Consider the following 15856-nt stretch of genomic DNA (forward strand, 5'->3'; position numbering starts at 1 on the left):
TTCATTCATGCAGTAATTGTGCCATTTCCTTGGCAAAGTAAGTAATTATCATGTCGGCTCCAGCCCTTTTTATTGACATCAGGGATTCGTACATGACCTTTTTCTCATCCAGCCAGCCTTGCTGGGCGGCTGCCTTGAGCATGGAATATTCCCCGCTGACATTGTAAGCCGCAGTTGGCATACCAAACTCCTGTTTTATCCGGTAGATGATATCAAGGTACGGAAGAGCCGGTTTTACCATGACGATGTCGGCACCTTCCATAATATCCAGTTCTACTTCCCTCAGGGCCTCATCCGAATTTGCAGGGTCCATCTGGTATGTAGAGCGGTCCCCGAAACAATAGCATGAATCCGCAGCATCCCTGAAGGGGCCGTAAAATGCGGAACAGTATTTTGCAGCATAGGACATAATTGGCACATCACTGAAATTTTCCTGATCCAGGGATTGCCTGATTGCACCCACCACGCCGTCCATCATACCGGAAGGGGCTACCATATCTGCACCCGCCCTGGCATGGCTTGCCGCAATCTCGCCCAAAATGGGTAGAGTTTCATCATTAATCACATCATGGGTTTCATTATCAATAATCCCGCAATGGCCATGGGATGTATATTCACACATGCAGACATCGGTAATCACAACCATGTCGTCACCAAGTTCCTCCTTGATAGCACGCGTGGCCTGCTGGACAATATCCTCATCCCCGCAAGCACTGCTTCCCTTTTCATCCTTATCCGAAGGAATGCCGAAAAGCATCAAAGAACTGATACCCAGGTCTGCCATATTCCTGGCCTCATTGACAACCTCGGAAAGGGGCAGTCTCAGGACACCTTCCATGGAAGGTACTTCAACTATGGATTCAGCAGTTTCGTCAACAAACATCGGATAGATGAGGTCATCAACCCCCAGGGAAGTTTCACGTATAAGATTACCTATCTTTCCGTTCCTGAGCCTGCGCATTCGAATATTTGGGTACATTGGTATCACAAGTCCTTATTTGCAATTTTCCTTTTCTTTTTTAGCATAGGGTTTGATGTTAAAAAGCTTACAGGCCGAATCAAGAAAAGCCTCATCATTGTATTCAGCTGCATTACGTAACACCTTGGTAGGTTCTGCCAGGACTTTGTTTGCAATCGCCCTTGTCAGATCATCCAGGACCTCGCATTCCACATCCCCAATTGTGTGATAAGCTCCCAACCTGTTCACAGCCCTATCCATTTCATGCTTTCGCAGAGTATATATCTGGCTGTAAAGTTCGGACAAAAGAGCATCTGCCTTCTGTCTTTTGTACTGGTTAATGAGCATTTTGTATTCTTCATCAATTATAGTTTCAACTTTCTTTGCCTCTTCCATTCTCATCTGGAGATTGCGCTCATTAATTACCCTCAGGTTATCGATGTTACGCAGGATAACTCCGGGAAGGCTTTCAACTTCGGGATCTATGTCCCGGGGACTGGCGATATCTATCAGCAGAAGATTATCGTTCCTGTTCTTGAGGGATTTTTCCACAGTTGCTTTCTTCAGGACATAATGGGGGGCAGATGTAGCACTGATTATGACATCGGCCTGCTGTGTATAGCGATCAAGACTCATGAAATCCACGGCCAGACCTCCCAGCTCATCTGCAAGTACTTTTGCCTTCTCATATGTGCGGTTTGCCAGATACACAACATTCATGTCCCTGTGTGATAATGCCCGGGTCACAAGAGTGCCCATCTCACCGGTGCCAATTACAAGTATATTACGTCCTTGCAGGCCTTTTAACATTTCATCGGCAAGATCCACTGCAGCAGATGCAATGGATACAGAACCCCTGTTGATGTTGGTTTCCGTACGGGCTCTTTTACCCACCTGGATCGCCTTGCTAAAAGCGGTCTCCAGGATTTTGCCCATTGTACCTGCATTCCGGGAAAAAGTGAACAAATCCTTTATCTGTCCCAGGATCTGATCTTCTCCTATTATCATGGATTCAAGGCCACAGGAGAGTTTTAAGAGGTGATATAAGGATTCTTCATGGTCATAAAATTCGACAATGCGGGAAGAAACGCCCATTTTTTTTGCAAAATGAAAAAGGACACTGCTTCCTTTAGGAGATACCACATACATTTCCAGTCGGTTGCATGTCTTAAGGACTGCGCATTCGTACACGAGCTCATGGGAACTTAGCTGGGAAAGTATATCCTCGATTTCACCCTGCTAGGCATCTTCCATTTCCTCCACTGTTGCCTTTGCATGGGAAATAACCATGCTAGATATTTCAGTCAATGTTATCCTCCGTTATTCGAGCAATGATCCAGCTGCTCCTTTGAATCTTTGTCTGCGCGATTCCCAATGTGCTCCAACATTATATCGTATGCTATATTATACGCTTTTTCATATGACTCTTCAAAAGCATCCCATACTTCTCTCCTGTCCAGTACTTCCCACAGGATCTGTCTCCGAAGTGACTGGTCGGCAATATGCTTTTTCACTTCGGTGCGCAATTCATCCTGTAGATAGGCCATTTCCCCGTATTCCGGGGTGATGGTATGCTCAAGCTTTATGCGGGTGTATTTTGAGAGAGCGGGACTGTGTCCCAATGTGGAAATACCTACCGTTACAGGTCCGCGCTTTATCACCGAAGGGGTTATCACATCCCCTTTAGAATCCACGGAATTCACAAATATATCCATGTCAGAGGCTATCAGGTGTATTTTTAGGTTCAATTCCTGGTCATTGGTAGCAGGTATGACCAGAAATGCTCCTTCAAGATAACTGCGAATCATATCAGAGGATATTTCCCTTACATTTATCTGCACAATATCGATTTTATTGGATTCATAAAGGGCAAGGATCTTTTCGGTAAAATCTTCGCTGATGACGGTCACATTAGCAAAATTGGAAAACAATGTGGCTTTGCGTTGTCCTACACTACCTCCTCCGAAAATCACTATCTTCCGGGAAGATAAATCAAGAAAAAGCGGCATATATCGGCGATCATACATTCTTGGACCCTCTCATATTACATTTACAGCCTTACACCTGTTTTCTTGAACTCATGCTCACTGAACAAAAGACGATAGTCATATATCCCGGTTGCATCTGCAATTTTTCCGGCAATTTCCTCACAGTCTTTTTTGCTGTAAGAATGGACCATTGTAAAAAGATTGTAGGGCCAATCTGGATATCTGGGTCGCTCGTAACAATGAGTCACTTCGCTAAAATTAGACATCACTTTGCCGACGTCTTCCACCCGCTCATCCGGTACATTCCAGATGCACATGGCATTGGCAGTTATGCCGATGGTACGATGGCCTATTGATGCCCCAAAACGACGTATAATTCCCTTATTTTGCATCTCCTTTAGCCGATCTACAATTTCCTGTTCACTTAGACCCGTTTCCTTTGCTATTTTCTTGAACGGAGAATGGGTATATTCGATGCCGTGTTGTGTTACTTCCAGGATTTTACGGGAAAGAGGATCAAGTTTATCGGACATCGAATTTCACTCCTATCTTGAAAAGACGTTTTTGTGGGCAGGTCAAGTATAGGGCATCCTGTTTCATCTACAATCTGATTGATTATAGTGTCGAGGCGTTCTCGGTCTGCTGCAGAGATGGTGAACCATATATTATACTCCGCCGGGCGCAAATAGTTGTGAGAGACTTCCGGATGTTTATTAATGATTTCTCCAATCTCATGGGTTTGTGAATCCGGGGCTTTCAGGGCTATGAGGGTACTGGTTCCCCCTATCTTGCGGGTATTTATTACAGGACCAATGCGTCGCAAGGCTCCCTCGTTATTAAGTCTCTCCAGTCTTTTTAATAATTCCTCTTCAGGAATTCCTATCCTTTCAGCCAGCACTGCATAGGGATTAACGGAAAGGGGAAATTCAAGCTGGATTTCATTCAATATCCTTTTGTCCATTTCATCAAGCCGGATCATGGGGTACTCACAGTTATTCTTGAGAATAGAATAGGTTACGAGATGTAATCATGGATTATAATGTTTTCTTTCAAACTACCTGAAATATTTGCAATAATAGTACTTTATATGGCACTCCAGTCCTAATTTATAGATTATAGGTGGAAATTATATTATATACTCAAAACAGTGGCATGAGGCAATAAAGTACCGAATCGACTATTAAAAATTAAATGGGATATTTCACCCACTTAAAATCTGTTTTTATTTTTGTCGGGGATGGTAGATACAATAAGGTTCTTCTTCCAGATAATCTCCGGTTGCTGCATATGCCCGGGCACGGCACCCGCCGCACACATTCTTGTATTCACATTTGCCGCATTTTCCCTTTAGTAGACTGAAATCCCTGAGTTCATTGAACAAAGTTGAATTGTTCCATATTTCCCCGAAAGTTTGGTTCCTTATATTTCCAGCTATTGCAGGAAGGTAACCGCAGGGCTGCACATCCCCGGTACTTGAAACAAAACAAAAGGCAGTACCTCCCAGACACCCCCTGCTCACAGCATCAAAACCATGGGTGTTGATTGAAACTTCCACTCCTTCTTTTTCCGCACACTGGCGCATAATCCGGAAATAATGGGGCGCACAGGTAGCTTTGAGTTCAAGGGAAGTATGCTTTTTCTGTTCATAGAACCAGCGCAGTATCCTTTCATACTCTGTCGGAGGTATCTCCTCATTTGCAAGGTTTTCTCCTCTGCCTGTAGGCACAAGCAGGAAAATATGGAGGGCCTCGGCTTTCAGGGAAGTAGCCATTTTAAGGATACGTGGAATCTCTCCAAGATTTCTTTTGGTTATTGTAGTATTAATCTGAAAATCCATGCCTTCTGCCTTTAGGGCATCAATTCCATCCATGGCTTTGTCAAAGGCACCTTCAACTCCACGAAATCCATCATGGGTTGCAGCATCTGCCCCATCAAGACTTATGCTGACCCTCTTTATTCCCGCTTCTTTGAGTTTTCTCACAGTTTCTCTTTCAAGGAGGGTGCCGTTTGTAGCAAGTACCACCCTGAGGCCTTTATTTGTGCCATAGTTGGCAAGCTCATATACATCAGGGCGAACAAGTGGTTCACCTCCACTGAGAATTAATATCGGGGACCCAAGGGAAGCGACCTGGTCAATGAATGTTTTTGCCTCGGATGTGTCCAGTTCACCAATAGCTTCTTCGTCGGTGGATGCACCTCTGCAATGCACGCATGAAAGGTTGCATCTGGATGTCAATTCCCAGGCAATTAATCTTGGAGGGTTGGGTTCTTCTGACATAGTCATATCACAGCCATTTCAATTTATTTAAATAATGGTATACTGATTGTACCATTGATCGAATATATAGAATATTTGCCAGGACCACATGACACATATAAGAGATAGGTAATCTAATTAATTGTAAATGAGTTGTGGTGCAAAACATGGACTCACTGAACATAGCATTTTTGATTGTGACTATAGCAATAGTTTCATATACAATATTCCTGATTCGAAAACGTTCACAGCTTCTTCGTGAATTTGAAAGGTTAAATCCTGAATGAAGGGAAACTGATGGATAAAAAACAAAAACAAATTCTTGCAGTTAGTACAATACTTGCCTTTGCTATCCTGGGCTTATGGGGCATAGATACCGGTCAGACTTATTACATGGTATCAGAAATTAAGGATAATCCAGATGGTTTTGAAGGGAACGACATCAACACAATGGGTGCCATCAAGCAAGGAACGCTGGATGTAAAACCCGGTAATATAACTTTCATGCTCCAGGACATAGAGCAACCTGAAAAGTACATTGAAGTTGAATATACCGGTGACCTGCCGCCCAATCTTGAAGAAGGTAAAGAACTGAGTATTGAAGGAAAAATAGATGGACAGGGCAATCTCAAAGCGGAAAAAATTGTCATGGGTTGCCCTTCCAAATACTCCGAATAACCTATGGCCATCTCAAAGAGGGTAATCGATGGATATTGATAAATGGGACGAATATCGGAGTATAAACAAAGCACTAATTGACTTTGTGGAAGAAATTGACAACGGTTCCAATATGAAGAAAGTAGTTGCCCACATATGTCAATCCGGCGGGAAAAAAACCCGTCCTGTGATCCTCCTCTTGCCATCTCGTATATGTGGCAGTGAAATTGGAAATGCCCTTGATGCTGCTCTTTCAATTGAACTTATCCACTCTGCATCCCTTATTCACGATGATTTGCTGGATAGGGGTATATTGAGAAGGGGAGCTAAGACTGCCCATGAAGTATATGGTACCCCTGCAGCAATGCTTGCGGGAGATTACTTGATATCCAAGTCCATTGAACTAATATCTGCATACGGCAAGGAAGTAGGCATGGAATTCGGCAGGGCAGGTATGGAAATGGCCGAAGGCGAGGCATGGATGTAGATTTGCTGGAAAAGAACAGCAACAATCTTGCTGAGTATTTCAATTGTATTGAAAAGAAGACTGCTTCACTTTTTGCTGCCTCGGCAGCGATGGGGGCCTATATTGCAGGAGCAGATGAGGATACAGTTTCTAAATTCAGGCTCTTTGGCAATAAACTCGGAACTGCCTATCAAATCGTTGATGATATGCTGGAATACACCAGTACGGTAAATAACAAGGAATCAATACACATGTCCCCTTCGCTGGTAGATATATACAGGCAGGATATGGCTGATTCAAAAGCAATAGAAAAAACCAGGGAAATTGTTGAACAATTAGTTTCTGAAGCACATGAAATAGTCGATCATTTCCCGCCTTCCCAATCTCAAAATAGATTACATGAGATTACCAATTATGCCACAAAAGGCCTTTTCCCTGAAGTTGGAACAGGGAAATGCTAAAAAGGTGAATTTATGAGAGTATATGAAAAACCCATGATTAAAGTTGATGCAAATGTGGAAGATGATAAAGTTGTACTCACCAGTGAGGGTCCCCTTTCCACCATTGCAAAACCTATTCTGAAACGTATTAACCGAATTTTTCAGGAAGAAAAACCCATTACATTTGATGATGAAGAGATCATATTTTCAACCTGGGTCCCCCCAATTCCCAGCAATGCATTCAACAGGATGATCAGTTCCCAGATTGCCGCCATCATGAAAAAACGTGTGCCTGACCAATTCTCAATAGCTATTACCGATAGGTGCCCGAATAATTGTATTCACTGCGGAGCTGCGGGTTTCCTTACTGAGGAAGAACTAACTACCGAACAAATCAACATTGCTATCGATCAATCCCTTGATCTTGGTGCTTACCTTATTTCTTTCGATGGCGGGGAAACAATGCTTCGAAAGGATCTTCCCGACATGGTGAGAGCAGTGGATAAAGATAGGTGCATTGCAACCTGTTTTACTTCTGGTTTTGGCCTTACGCCTGACAAAGCTGCGCAGTTGAAAAATGCGGGTATGTATGCCATGAGAATAAGCATCGACAGTCCTTTTGAAAAAGAGCATGACCGTATTCGTGGCAGGGATGGGGCATACAGGGATGCTATTGCAGGTATTAAGAACACCCTGAAAGCGGACATGCTGGCAGATATGTTTGTAGTAGTGTCACCCGATAATATCGATGACCTTGAAGATTTTTATGGTCTTGCTGCAGATATGGGCATGCAGGAGATGTCGATTTATGAGATCGTTGCTGTGGGTCGCTGGCTTGAACATGAGGATGAAGTCATCACTCCAAAGGATGTGAAATCCATGGAACGTTTCCAAAAACGGATGAACAGTGGGGCAGACGGGCCACGTGTTACTTCATTCCCGTACTTCATGGGTCCGGATATGTTTGGTTGTTTTGCCGGAAGGCGATGGATGCATGCCACACCTGCAGGTGAGGTCATACCATGTGCCTACACGCCCCTGTCATTTGGAAATATAAAAGAAGAAAGCCTCTCGTTAATATGGGACAATATGGGCAAACACCAGGCATATCGTTCCAATTCCGATTATTGCATGATGAGAAACCCTGAATTCAGACAAAAATACATCCATACGATACCCAAAGATGAAATATTACCATATAGAGTAAGAAATGAGTGAATTCTGTATTATATTTCTAAAAAGTAGTCATGTTTTTCATGAATAATTATTATAATCGGCAGGTTGCGGACCGGCAATAACCGAATGGCTTATATGTAAAGTTGCTTATGGGTACCTGCTGTTAACTTGAACCCCCTATACGAATGATTAAACATTATAATTGTTCAATAGCAATCACCTGAAACCGAATAACTTATATGCGAGGTTGCTATAAGGGGCATAAAATCACGCTGCTTAATAAATCACAGACGCGATGAGGATTCACATGGCCAAGGACAAAATCTTATCCGAGATAAAAGAAGCAGAACAAAGTGCTGCCAAAAAGGTGGAAGCAGGCCTGAAGGAGAAGGAGGACAAAATCGCCAGTGCCCGTGCAGAAGCCAGAGAAATAATTAAAGAGGCAGAATTAGATGCAGAAAAATCTGCAAATAATGCGCTTAAATCTGCACAGGAAGACCTCCAGAAAGAGTATGAAGAAAACGTCAGCAAAGGCAAAAAGGATGCAGAAGAGCTGATAAGCAACGCAGAATCCAATGTCGATAAAGCTGTTGCAATGCTTGTGGAGGAATTCGAGAGGGCGATCTATGCTTAAGCCAAAAAGTATGACACGTGCTGTTATCGTCGGACACAAAGAAGTCCTGGATGAAACAGTAGACACACTTCATGACATCAATATCTTCCATATTGAAGAATACAACGAAGAAGATTCTACTTTTAAGATAGGGAAACCCTTTGAGAATGCAGGGGAAGTTTCCAAAAAACTTGTTCAACTGAGGTCAATTTCTAGTTTCCTTGGTATTAAGCCAAAAGAAGTTCCAATACAGGATACAAAAGTTCTGTGGGCTGAACTCGATGAAAAACTGGCTCGCCTGGAAAATGAACTTGATGAAAAGACCGAAGAAAAGAACAGTTATGAAACAAGGTTAAAAGAACTGGATTCCCTCCAAAAAGAACTCGAACCCTTTGTTTCAATCCCCATAGACCTTAAAAATTACAGAGGTTACGAGAACCTATCTGTGTTTGCAGGTACTGTAAAGGGAGATATTAGTTCTGAATTATCTGGAATTACAAATGATTATGAACTCGAATTTGATCCAAATACACTCACCATTGCCCTGTTTGTCAGGAAGGACAAAGAGGAAATCGTGGCGGAGATGTTGGCTGATTACGAGTTCCGTGAGATTCGTGTTCCCGATGTGGAAGGGACACCTTCAGAGATAATCGCTGATGCAGAAAGTGAAAGAAATAGTATCAATGAGAAAATTTCCTCACTTGAAAAGAATATCTCCAACATAAAGGAACGTTATTCTGATTTCATACTTGCAAGTGATGAAATCCTGTCCATTGAATCCCAGAAATCCGAAGCACCCCTGAGGATTGCCACATCAGAGCATACTTTTGTAATTGACGGATGGGTTCCATCCGATGAGTATAACAAATTGACCCGGACACTTGAATCCTCTACTGGTGGAAGAGTATTTGTTTCCAAGCAGGAAGTTGCAGAAGAGGAAGAAGAGGAAGTGCCGGTAGAGTATAATAACGCAGGGGTCACAAAGCCTTTCGAAACAATAATGAACCTTTACGCAAGGCCCAAATACAAAGAAATTGATCCAACTGCATTGATATTTATCACTTTCCCACTGTTCTATGGAATGATACTTGGAGATATTGGTTATGCTTTAATTCTTCTGGGATTGGCATTTGGAGTTAAGAAATTGGTTAATTCCGATGCAATAAAACCCCTGATGAATATATTGATATACTGTCAGGTATCGACCTTGATATTTGGTGTCCTTTATGGAGAGTTTCTGGGATTCCCTCTTGCAAGTCTGCATGGGGCCCATGGAATTGAACCCGGTCTCATTGCCGGATTCGAAACTATAAACCTGTTCCAGTCTCCAATCGGTGGGGAAATGATTACATACCCAATACACAGAACACATCTGGTAATGACCCTTATCGTGCTTACTGCTCTCATTGGTGTTGCTCACATAAACCTGGGATATATCCTTGGTTTTATCAATGAGAAAAAGAAACACGGCTTCAATGCAGCGATGCTTGAAAAGGGTAGCTGGATCGTGGTAGAGATTGGCATTGTGCTTGCAATTCTCGGATATGTAGGTTACTTACCAATTGCTGTAGGTGCCGCAATATTCGTGATAGGTTTCATAATGCTGATTAAAGGTGAAGGTATTAAAGGGCCCATTGAGTTACCCAGTTTGTTGAGTAACTCCCTGTCATACACACGTTTGATAGCTGTGGGCCTTTCATCAATTTATATTGCATCCACTGTGAACCTCATCGCCTTTGAAATGATCTGGCCACAGGGAGGTATAGCAGCGGTATTTGCAATATTGGTATTCATATTCGGACATGCACTAAATACAGTCTTGAGCATAATCGCCCCCGGACTACATGCTTTGAGGCTTCAGTATGTCGAATTCTTTACTAAATTCTATGAAGGCGGGGGCAAAGAGTACAGCCCATTTGGATATATAAGAAAATATACGGAGGAATAATATAATGGTAGGAGAAGAAGCAATTACAATGATGGACCCAGCAGGACTTAAAGCAATTGGTGCAGGACTTGCAGTAGGACTTGCCGGACTTGGATCCGGACTTGCCGAAAAAGACATCGGTGCCGCTGCAGTAGGCGCAATGGCTGAAAACGAAGCCCTCTTCGGTAAAGGCCTTATTCTTACTGTAATTCCTGAGACCATCGTCATTTTCGGACTTGTTGTTGCACTGCTGATAAGCTAAGCGAAGTTTGAGAGCATTCAAAAATGCTCTTAAATTCTTTTTAAGGTGAGAGAGCATGGGACTCGAAACAGTAATCAAAGACATTATGGATGTTGCGCAGGCGAAGGTCTCTGATATCAATGCAGAGGCAGATGCCGAAGCGTCCCGTATTATAGAGGATGCAAAGCAATCCGCCAAAGAAATCAAAGGGAAACGTCTTGCCAAAGCGGAAGATGAAATTCAGCGTATGAAACGGCAAGAATTATCCAGTGCAAATCTCGAAGTCAAAAGGACAATGCTCAATGCACGTAAAGAAGTGCTTGAAAAAGCCTATAATCAGGCATTCAATGAGATTGCAGGGTTATCTGCAGATAAGCAGGAAACACTTCTCAAGAACATCATAGAAAATCATGAATCAAAAGGCAGCCGTATCTATTCCAATAAGGAATCAGAAGATTTGGTGAAAAAACTGTCCTCTTTAGAGTATGCTGGCAACATCGATTGTGTTGGAGGTGTTGTTATAGAGAATGAGGATGGTAGTATCAGGCTTGATTATACCTATGATGGAATTCTTGACAGCGTGTATGAGCAGAACCTGAAACAGACCTCAGATATCTTATTCGGGTGATATCAAGATGAGGCTTTTCCAGAAACTCCGGAGAAAAGGTTCCGCTGCAGCAAGCAGTGGGAGCTCAAATTATGCTTATGTAACTGCGCGTGTACGTGCAATGAAGAGCAATCTGCTTCCAAAAGAGACATATTCACGGCTTATGAACATGGATCTTGATGAAATTACCCGTTTTATCGGAGAAACCCAGTATAAGCAGGATGTAGATGAACTTGCGCGGAAATTTGAAGGAGTAGATCTCATCGAGCATGCATTGAACAGGAATCTTGCAGTCACCTTCTCTAAATTGATTGATATTTCCGAGGGTGAACTCAACTATCTCATCACGGAATATCTGAAAAATTATGACATCTGGGATATCAAAACTATTCTCAGAGGCAAGTACTACAATGCAACTCTTGAAGAGATAAAGGATAACCTTGTTTCTGCCGGCCAATTTAAGTATAATTTCCTGTCTGAAATTGCTGAAAAGGAATCTTATGAGCAAGTTATAGATGCACTCAGCAATACGGATTATTATCCAATTCTTATGAATTATGACGGGACAAATCTTCCAGATATAGAAAATCAGCTTGATAAGTTATATTATCAGAGGCTGTTTAATGCAATTGGGTCACCAAAGTCAAGTGATAGTAAACTATTCTCCAAACTTATTCGTACTGAGATTGACATAAAGAATATTAAAACAATGTTCAGGATGAAGAAAGAAGGTGTTGAAGATGGTGAACTTGAAGATTTGGTTCTGGATGGTGGGCTCCGGCTTAGTCTGAAGGAAATAAACAAAATGGTTCCTTTGCCTTTTGCAGATTTCATAAATTCACTTGAAAAATACCCGTACTGGGAAGCTATGTCCGATCTGGTAAATCCTGAAATGGAATCTCTTGTCGATCTGGAAACAAGCCTCACCAAGTACAGTATAAAGTCGGCTGCCAGTTTTTCACATGAATACCCTCTTTCCATCGTTCCGATCATGGATTATATGATCAGTAAAAAGAACGAAGTAAGCAATCTGAGGATAATTACCAGAGGAAAGGCAGTTAACCTCGATGACGAGATAATCAGAAATCAATTGGTGATTTGATGGATCTGGCAGTTGTAGGTGATGGTCAATTCGTAACCGGTTTCAGATTAGCCGGTGTGCAGAAAGTGTATGAAATCAATGATGATAACAGCCTGGAGGAAAAGGTACAGGATATTCTCAACGATTCCTCCGTAGGCATCCTTGTAATGCACAGTAATGATTTTGATAAACTACCGGAAACCTTGAGAGACACTTTAAGTGAATCCGTCGAACCAACATTGGTAACACTTGGCGGAACCGGCCAAAGCTCTAACTTACGGGATAAAATAAAACAAGCGGTAGGTGTAGATTTGTGGAAATGAATGGTGAAATTTATCGAGTGGCAGGACCTGTTGTTACAGTCGCCGGTATCAAGCCGAAGATGTATGATGTGGTAAAAGTAGGTCATGAAGGACTGATGGGCGAAGTAATCCGTATAGAGGGTGAAAAAGCTATAGTTCAGGTATACGAAGACACATCCGGCATAAAACCGGGAGAACCTGTAGCAAATACGGGAATGCCTCTTTCAGTAGAACTGGGTCCAGGCCTTCTGGAAAGTATTTATGATGGTATACAGAGACCTCTGGAAGTTCTCCAGCAAAAAATGGGAGACTTCATTGAAAGAGGAGTGACAGCAAACGGTCTTACCAGGGAAAAGAAGTGGGAATTCACTCCTACAGTATCCAAAGGAGACAGTGTCAAAGGTGGAGATATTATCGGTGTTGTCCAGGAAACACCCAACCTCGAACACAAGATAATGGTCCCACCAAGAAAGTCAGGAACTGTAGAAGATATCAAAAGTGGTAAATTCGTAGTTGATGAAACTGTTTGTGTACTCTCTGATGGCTCTGAACTATCCCTTATGCAGAAATGGCCTGTAAGGGATCCCAGGCCAGTAGGCAAGAAACTCTCGCCAACAAAACCTCTTGTAACAGGGCAGAGAATCCTTGATGGAATGTTCCCTGTGGCAAAAGGTGGTACAGCAGCGATCCCCGGTCCTTTCGGATCAGGAAAAACGGTTACCCAGCAGCAACTTGCAAAGTGGAGTGACACTGATATTGTGGTTTACATCGGATGTGGCGAACGTGGAAATGAAATGGCCGATGTACTGAATGAATTCCCGGAACTGGAAGACCCGAAGACCGGAAGGCCACTCATGGAACGTACAGTTCTTATCGCAAACACGTCCAATATGCCTGTGGCTGCTCGTGAAGCATCTGTTTATACAGGAATTACCATTGCGGAGTATTACCGTGACATGGGTTATGATGTATCTCTCATGGCGGATTCAACTTCCAGATGGGCAGAAGCAATGAGAGAAATTTCTTCCAGGCTTGAAGAAATGCCCGGTGAAGAAGGATATCCTGCATATCTGTCCGCTAGGCTTTCTGAATTCTATGAACGTGCAGGAGCAGTCCATTCCCTGGCAGGTCTTGATGGTTCCATTACTGTCATCGGTGCAGTTTCACCTCCCGGTGGTGACTTCTCCGAGCCTGTTACACAGAATACCCTGCGTATCGTAAAGGTATTCTGGGCACTGGATGCAAAACTGTCCCAGAAGAGGCACTTCCCTGCAATTGACTGGCTTAGCAGTTACAGTCTTTACAAGGACAGGCTTGCAGGCTGGTTTACAGAAAATGTCGGAAGTGATTGGAATGAACTAAGGGATAATGCAATGGATATTCTTCAGGAAGAAGCCGAACTTCAGGAAATTGTGCAACTCGTAGGTTCAGATGCACTCCCTGAGGACCAGCAGCTTACTCTTGAAATTGCCAGGATGCTTCGTGAATACTTCCTGCAGCAGAACGCTTTCCATCCCGTGGACACATTCTGTCCCTTTGACAGGCAGTACAAACTTCTGAAATCTGTATCCAGGTTTGGTGAAAAGGCAATCGATAAAATGGAACATGGCGTCCCCATCAACAAGATCATGGAAATGGAGTCCAAGGATGAACTTGCCAAGGTCAAATATGAAGAAGACTTTGATGCAGCCCTTGAAACAATCATGGCAAAGATGGATGAAGAGTTCACAAAGCTTGGAGGCAACTGAAAATGACCAAAGAATACAAAACCATTGTAGATATTGCAGGACCACTCATATTCCTTGAAAAAACAGAGCCTGTAGGATATGGGGAACTTGTTCAGATTAATCTCCCTGATGGGACCACCAAGAGAGGTCAGGTCCTTGATACCTCCGCAGATATGGTTGTTGTACAGGTTTTCGAAGGAACTCAGGGTCTGAATGATGAATCCGGTGTAGTATTCAGTGGAGAAACCATCAAACTTCCTGTTGCAAAAGACCTTCTTGGTCGTATCCTTTCCGGATCTGGAGAACCTCTTGACGGCGGTCCAAGAATAATTCCCGAAAAAAGGGTCGATGTGAATGGGGCTTCAATGAACCCTTATTCCAGGAGACCACCTGAAGAATTTATCCAGACAGGAATATCCACCATTGACGGTACAAACACTCTTGTAAGAGGGCAGAAACTTCCTATCTTCTCTGGATCAGGCTTGCCACACAATGAGATTGCTCTGCAGATTGCAAGACAGGCAAAAGTACCCGGTTCTGAAGAAGAATTTGCTGTGGTATTTGCTGCAATGGGTATCACCAATGAGGAAGCCCAGTCATTCATGGAAGACTTTGAGAAGACAGGTGCTCTTGAAAGAGCGACAGTTTTCCTCAATCTTGCAGATGACCCTGCAGTAGAGCGTATCATCACCCCGAGGATGGCACTGACAGCAGCAGAATATCTTGCATACGAACACGATATGCATGTACTTGTAATCCTGACCGATATTACAAACTACTGTGAAGCACTCCGTCAGATGGGTGCAGCCCGTGAAGAAGTGCCCGGTAGACGTGGATATCCCGGTTACATGTACACTGACCTTGCATCCCTCTATGAACGTGCAGGTGTAATCAAAGGTAACAAGGGATCTGTAACTCAGTTCTCCATCCTGACTATGCCTGGTGACGATATAACCCATCCGATTCCCGATCTTTCCGGTTATATCACTGAAGGCCAGATTGTAGTATCCCGTGAACTTCACAGGAAGGGTATCTACCCACCAATCAATGTGCTACCATCCCTATCCCGTCTTATGAATTCCGGTATCGGAGAAGGGAAGACAAGGGAAGACCACAAGGCGGTATCCGACCAGTTGTATGCCGGGTATGCAGAAGGACGTGACCTTCGTGGACTGGTTGCAATTGTCGGTAAGGAATCCCTTTCCGTAAGAGACCAGAGAATCTTGGAATTTGCCGATCTTTTCGAAGACCGTTTTGTAAGACAGGCAAAAGATGAAGACAGGAATATCGAAGATACTCTTGGCATAGCATGGGAAATTCTGTCCGAGCTTCCGGAAGCACAGCTCACCAGGATAGACAATAAGTTTATCGATAAATATCACCCTGCGCATCAAAATGCAGAGTGAACAAAGAGTG

General features: G+C 43.2%; 16 protein-coding genes and 2 pseudogenes. 12 read left to right on the top strand and 6 right to left on the bottom strand.

The window, feature by feature from the left end:
* Nucleotide 1 precedes the first annotated feature (1 nt).
* The 6 genes and pseudogenes from hemB to ahbD form a co-directional block, all read right to left on the bottom strand.
* Entirely contained in the window at nucleotides 2-979 is a 978-nt protein-coding gene (gene hemB, locus C9889_RS08695; protein WP_129598797.1) for a porphobilinogen synthase, read from the bottom strand.
* 15 nt (nucleotides 980-994) lie between these two features.
* Nucleotides 995-2266, bottom strand: a pseudogene (gene hemA / locus C9889_RS08700) (glutamyl-tRNA reductase).
* Between the two features lie 2 nt (nucleotides 2267-2268).
* Entirely contained in the window at nucleotides 2269-2985 is a 717-nt protein-coding gene (locus tag C9889_RS08705) for a precorrin-2 dehydrogenase/sirohydrochlorin ferrochelatase family protein (protein ID WP_129598800.1), read from the bottom strand.
* A 23-nt stretch (nucleotides 2986-3008) separates the two neighbouring features.
* A complete protein-coding gene (gene ahbB / locus C9889_RS08710; RefSeq protein WP_129598803.1) occupies nucleotides 3009-3479 on the bottom strand; it encodes a siroheme decarboxylase subunit beta in 471 nt (156 codons plus the stop codon).
* On the bottom strand, nucleotides 3434-3925 hold the full coding sequence (locus C9889_RS08715; protein ID WP_263854001.1) for an AsnC family transcriptional regulator: 492 nt from the start codon (nucleotides 3923-3925) through the stop codon (nucleotides 3434-3436). Before C9889_RS08715 ends, ahbB begins: the two co-directional genes overlap by 46 nt.
* 243 nt (nucleotides 3926-4168) lie before the next feature.
* The gene (ahbD, locus tag C9889_RS08720; protein ID WP_129598806.1) at nucleotides 4169-5230 is read right to left on the bottom strand and encodes a heme b synthase; all 1062 of its coding nucleotides are present in this window, start codon (nucleotides 5228-5230) and stop codon (nucleotides 4169-4171) included.
* Between the two features lie 140 nt (nucleotides 5231-5370).
* Here ahbD and C9889_RS11495 point away from each other — a divergent pair, with 140 nt between their 5' ends.
* From C9889_RS11495 to C9889_RS08780, 12 genes and pseudogenes are all read left to right on the top strand, one after another.
* A complete protein-coding gene (locus C9889_RS11495; protein WP_129598808.1) occupies nucleotides 5371-5490 on the top strand; it encodes a CcmD family protein in 120 nt (39 codons plus the stop codon).
* 10 nt (nucleotides 5491-5500) lie between these two features.
* Nucleotides 5501-5881, top strand: a complete 381-nt coding sequence (locus C9889_RS08730; protein WP_129598811.1) for a cytochrome c maturation protein CcmE domain-containing protein — start codon at nucleotides 5501-5503, stop codon at nucleotides 5879-5881.
* A gap of 112 nt (nucleotides 5882-5993) precedes the next feature.
* Nucleotides 5994-6787: pseudogene (locus C9889_RS11500) on the top strand (polyprenyl synthetase family protein).
* Between the two features lie 12 nt (nucleotides 6788-6799).
* Complete coding sequence (locus C9889_RS08740; protein WP_129598813.1) at nucleotides 6800-7984, top strand: radical SAM protein; 1185 nt, start codon at nucleotides 6800-6802, stop codon at nucleotides 7982-7984.
* A 265-nt stretch (nucleotides 7985-8249) separates the two neighbouring features.
* Nucleotides 8250-8576, top strand: coding sequence for an ATP synthase archaeal subunit H (gene ahaH / locus C9889_RS08745; protein WP_129598816.1), 327 nt, complete (start codon nucleotides 8250-8252; stop codon nucleotides 8574-8576).
* Nucleotides 8569-10503 (top strand): V-type ATP synthase subunit I, encoded by a 1935-nt coding sequence (locus tag C9889_RS08750; RefSeq protein WP_129598819.1) that lies wholly within the window; start codon nucleotides 8569-8571, stop codon nucleotides 10501-10503. Before ahaH ends, C9889_RS08750 begins: the two co-directional genes overlap by 8 nt.
* Nucleotides 10504-10507: 4 nt before the next feature.
* On the top strand, nucleotides 10508-10744 hold the full coding sequence (locus C9889_RS08755) for a V-type ATP synthase subunit K (protein WP_072561592.1): 237 nt from the start codon (nucleotides 10508-10510) through the stop codon (nucleotides 10742-10744).
* 55 nt (nucleotides 10745-10799) lie between these two features.
* Nucleotides 10800-11351: a V-type ATP synthase subunit E gene (locus C9889_RS08760; protein ID WP_129598822.1), complete on the top strand. Its 552-nt coding sequence runs from the start codon at nucleotides 10800-10802 to the stop codon at nucleotides 11349-11351.
* A 7-nt stretch (nucleotides 11352-11358) separates the two neighbouring features.
* On the top strand, nucleotides 11359-12432 hold the full coding sequence (locus C9889_RS08765; protein WP_129598825.1) for a V-type ATP synthase subunit C: 1074 nt from the start codon (nucleotides 11359-11361) through the stop codon (nucleotides 12430-12432).
* Nucleotides 12432-12734, top strand: a complete 303-nt coding sequence (locus C9889_RS08770) for a V-type ATP synthase subunit F (RefSeq protein WP_129598827.1) — start codon at nucleotides 12432-12434, stop codon at nucleotides 12732-12734. The genes C9889_RS08765 and C9889_RS08770 overlap by 1 nt, the downstream gene beginning before the upstream one ends.
* The gene (locus tag C9889_RS08775) at nucleotides 12725-14461 is read left to right on the top strand and encodes an ATP synthase subunit A (RefSeq protein ID WP_129598830.1); all 1737 of its coding nucleotides are present in this window, start codon (nucleotides 12725-12727) and stop codon (nucleotides 14459-14461) included. The genes C9889_RS08770 and C9889_RS08775 overlap by 10 nt, the downstream gene beginning before the upstream one ends.
* A 2-nt stretch (nucleotides 14462-14463) precedes the next feature.
* Nucleotides 14464-15846 carry an ATP synthase subunit B gene (locus C9889_RS08780; RefSeq protein WP_129598833.1) on the top strand — a complete coding sequence of 461 codons (1383 nt, stop codon included), beginning with the start codon at nucleotides 14464-14466 and terminating at the stop codon, nucleotides 15844-15846.
* The last annotated feature ends 10 nt before the right edge of the window (nucleotides 15847-15856 follow it).

This window comes from Methanohalophilus profundi, assembly GCF_004137855.1.
Classification (GTDB): Archaea; Halobacteriota; Methanosarcinia; order Methanosarcinales; family Methanosarcinaceae; genus Methanohalophilus; species Methanohalophilus profundi.

What these genes read in the sequence shown, in the direction of transcription:
- C9889_RS11495 (WP_129598808.1), top strand. Translation starts at nt 5,371, where the DNA reads ATGGACTCACTGAACATAGCATTTTTGATTGTGACTATAGCAATAGTT.
- ahbB (WP_129598803.1), bottom strand. Translation starts at nt 3,479, where the DNA reads ATGTCCGATAAACTTGATCCTCTTTCCCGTAAAATCCTGGAAGTAACA.
- C9889_RS08705 (WP_129598800.1), bottom strand. Translation starts at nt 2,985, where the DNA reads ATGTATGATCGCCGATATATGCCGCTTTTTCTTGATTTATCTTCCCGG.
- C9889_RS08760 (WP_129598822.1), top strand. Translation starts at nt 10,800, where the DNA reads ATGGGACTCGAAACAGTAATCAAAGACATTATGGATGTTGCGCAGGCG.
- ahaH (WP_129598816.1), top strand. Translation starts at nt 8,250, where the DNA reads ATGGCCAAGGACAAAATCTTATCCGAGATAAAAGAAGCAGAACAAAGT.
- C9889_RS08715 (WP_263854001.1), bottom strand. Translation starts at nt 3,925, where the DNA reads ATGATCCGGCTTGATGAAATGGACAAAAGGATATTGAATGAAATCCAG.
- C9889_RS08740 (WP_129598813.1), top strand. Translation starts at nt 6,800, where the DNA reads ATGAGAGTATATGAAAAACCCATGATTAAAGTTGATGCAAATGTGGAA.
- C9889_RS08755 (WP_072561592.1), top strand. Translation starts at nt 10,508, where the DNA reads ATGGTAGGAGAAGAAGCAATTACAATGATGGACCCAGCAGGACTTAAA.
- C9889_RS08730 (WP_129598811.1), top strand. Translation starts at nt 5,501, where the DNA reads ATGGATAAAAAACAAAAACAAATTCTTGCAGTTAGTACAATACTTGCC.
- C9889_RS08770 (WP_129598827.1), top strand. Translation starts at nt 12,432, where the DNA reads ATGGATCTGGCAGTTGTAGGTGATGGTCAATTCGTAACCGGTTTCAGA.
- C9889_RS08750 (WP_129598819.1), top strand. Translation starts at nt 8,569, where the DNA reads ATGCTTAAGCCAAAAAGTATGACACGTGCTGTTATCGTCGGACACAAA.
- ahbD (WP_129598806.1), bottom strand. Translation starts at nt 5,230, where the DNA reads ATGACTATGTCAGAAGAACCCAACCCTCCAAGATTAATTGCCTGGGAA.
- hemB (WP_129598797.1), bottom strand. Translation starts at nt 979, where the DNA reads ATGTACCCAAATATTCGAATGCGCAGGCTCAGGAACGGAAAGATAGGT.
- C9889_RS08780 (WP_129598833.1), top strand. Translation starts at nt 14,464, where the DNA reads ATGACCAAAGAATACAAAACCATTGTAGATATTGCAGGACCACTCATA.
- C9889_RS08765 (WP_129598825.1), top strand. Translation starts at nt 11,359, where the DNA reads ATGAGGCTTTTCCAGAAACTCCGGAGAAAAGGTTCCGCTGCAGCAAGC.